This is a genomic window from Pinisolibacter sp. (assembly GCF_036782435.1).
Taxonomy (GTDB): Bacteria; Pseudomonadota; Alphaproteobacteria; order Rhizobiales; family Ancalomicrobiaceae; genus CALBKH01.
This window is the reverse complement of the sequence record NZ_DAIPZB010000106.1, coordinates 1-2,370: the sequence shown is the minus strand read 5'-3', so window position 1 is coordinate 2,370 and position 2,370 is coordinate 1. Positions and strand designations below refer to the sequence as shown.

At 68.0% G+C, this 2,370-nt stretch carries 2 protein-coding genes; both read right to left on the bottom strand.

Translation table 11 applies throughout. The annotated features are described in order from the left end of the window. Positions 1-294: 294 nt before the first annotated feature. A complete protein-coding gene (locus V7Q42_RS21370) occupies positions 295-600 on the bottom strand; it encodes a glycine zipper domain-containing protein (protein WP_333826291.1) in 306 nt (101 codons plus the stop codon). 148 nt (positions 601-748) lie between these two features. Next, positions 749-2,370 (bottom strand): methylmalonyl-CoA mutase (gene scpA / locus V7Q42_RS21365; protein WP_333826290.1); only part of this gene is annotated, 1,622 nt, incomplete at its 5' end.

Sequence of the window (2,370 nt, the reverse complement as noted above, 5' to 3'; positions counted from 1 at the left end):
CATTAAACGCATCAAATCAACATGATGGTCCAACCGCGCACAGGTCTCGTGATACTGAGCGGATGAAGTTCTGACCTGTTCGGAACTTCATCCGCGAAGGCAAGCCCGAACGGGCGTCGGCCGGTCAGGCCGCAACTCACGAAATTCGGACGAGTCCGAATTTCGTGAACTCGGTATGAGACGGCGGCAGGGCCCCCGCGATCACACGAAGGCGTCATACGACCGCGACCGCGACCACGATCCGCCGGCGTGTGCCGAGCGGATCGGCCGAGGTCGCGGATCACGAAGTCCGTGTCAGGAGCAATAGCGGCGCTTCACCCGGTACCACTCGCCGCCGCGCTTCAGGTAGCAGTTGCCCTTCCACCAGTAGTATCCGCCGCGCCGGCGTTCGGCTTCGTTGGCGATGAGCGCACCGGTCGTCGCGCCGATCACCGCGCCGACGGCCGCGCCTCCGCCCCTGCCGGTGGCGGCACCGCCGATGATGGCGCCCGCCGCGCCGCCGAGGAGCGCGCCGCCGAGCACGTCCTGGGCCCGGGCCTGCGGGGCGGGGAGGGTGGCGATCAGGGTCATGAGCGCGGCTGCGGCGATGGTGCTCTTCATCCGTCGATCTCCGAATGGGGGTTCCACCGAGCGATCCTACCCGCGTCACTCCGCGCCCGGCAATCCATCTGCAGAAATGACGAGGATCCGTCGCGGTCGCCCGCGACGGATCCTCGTGTCGATCGTGAATCGACGCGCGTTTCCGCGTTCACTGCGCCGCGGCGGCCGGGCCGTAGCCGAGCTTGGCCGAAAGGTCGGTGAGGAGCTTTCCCGCCGCGTCGGCGATGACGGTGCCGGGCGGGAAGATCGCCGCGGCGCCGGCATCGATCAGCGCCTGGAAGTCCTGGGGCGGGATGACGCCGCCGACGACGATCATGATGTCGCCGCGGCCCTCCGCCTCCAGCGCCGTCTTCAGCGCCGGAACGAGCGTCAGATGGCCGGCCGCCAGCGAGGAGACGCCGACGATGTGGACGTCGTTCTCCACCGCCTGCCGCGCCGCCTCTTCCGGCGTGGCGAACAGCGGTCCGATGTCGACGTCGAAGCCGAGGTCGGCGAAGGCCGAAGCGATCACCTTCTGGCCGCGGTCGTGGCCGTCCTGGCCCATCTTGGCGACCAGGATGCGCGGCCGGCGGCCGTCGTGCGCCTCGAATTCGGCGACCAGCTTCTGAACCTTCTCGACCGCGTCGCTCATGCGGGAGACCTCGCGCTTGTAGACACCCTGGATCGAGCGGATCTCGGCCTTGTGGCGGCCGAAGACCTTCTCGAGCGCGAAGGAGATCTCGCCGACGGTGGCCTTGGCCCGCGCCGCCTTGATGGCGAGGTCGAGCAGGTTGCCTTCGCCGCCCGCCGCCGCGGTCAGGGCGTCGAGCGCCGCCTGACAGTCGGCCTCGTCGCGCTCCGCCTTGAGGCGCTTCAGCTTGTCGATCTGCGCCGCGCGCACCGCCGAGTTGTCGACCTTGAGCACGTCGATCGCCGCTTCCGACGCCGGCTTGTACTTGTTGACCCCGACCACCGTCTGGGCGCCCGAGTCGATGCGCGCCTGGGTCTTGGCGGCGGCCTCCTCGATGCGCAGCTTGGGGATGCCGGCCTCGATCGCCTTGGCCATGCCGCCGAGTTCCTCGACCTCGGCGATGTGAGCGAGCGCCTTTTCGGCCAACTCGGCGGTCAGCCGCTCGACATAGGCCGAGCCGCCCCAGGGATCGATGGTGGCGCAGGTGCCGCTCTCCTGCTGCAGCAGGATCTGGGTGTTGCGGGCGATGCGGGCCGAGAAGTCGGTCGGCAGCGCCAGCGCCTCGTCGAGCGCATTGGTGTGCAGCGACTGGGTGTGGCCCTGCGTCGCCGCCATCGCCTCGATCGCCGTGCGCACCACGTTGTTGAAGACGTCCTGGGCGGTCAGCGACCAGCCGGAGGTCTGTGAGTGCGTCCGCAGGGAGAGCGACTTGTCGCTCTTGGGATGGAAGTTCTCCTCCACCAGCTTCGCCCAGATCAGACGCGCGGCGCGCAGCTTGGCGACCTCCATGAAGAAGTTCATGCCGATCGCCCAGAAGAACGACAGGCGCGGCGCGAACGCGTCGACGTCGAGACCCGCCGCCTTGCCGGCGCGGATGTACTCGATGCCGTCGGCGATCGTGTAGGCGAGCTCGAGGTCCGCCGTCGCTCCCGCCTCCTGCATGTGATAGCCGGAGATCGAGATCGAGTTGAACTTCGGCATGTGCTGCGACGTGTAGGCGAAGATGTCGGCGATGATCCGCATCGAGGGCGACGGCGGATAGATGTAGGTGTTGCGGACCATGAACTCCTTGAGGATGTCGTTCTGGATGGTCCCCGACA

What these genes read in the sequence shown, in the direction of transcription:
- V7Q42_RS21370 (WP_333826291.1), bottom strand. Translation starts at nt 600, where the DNA reads ATGAAGAGCACCATCGCCGCAGCCGCGCTCATGACCCTGATCGCCACC.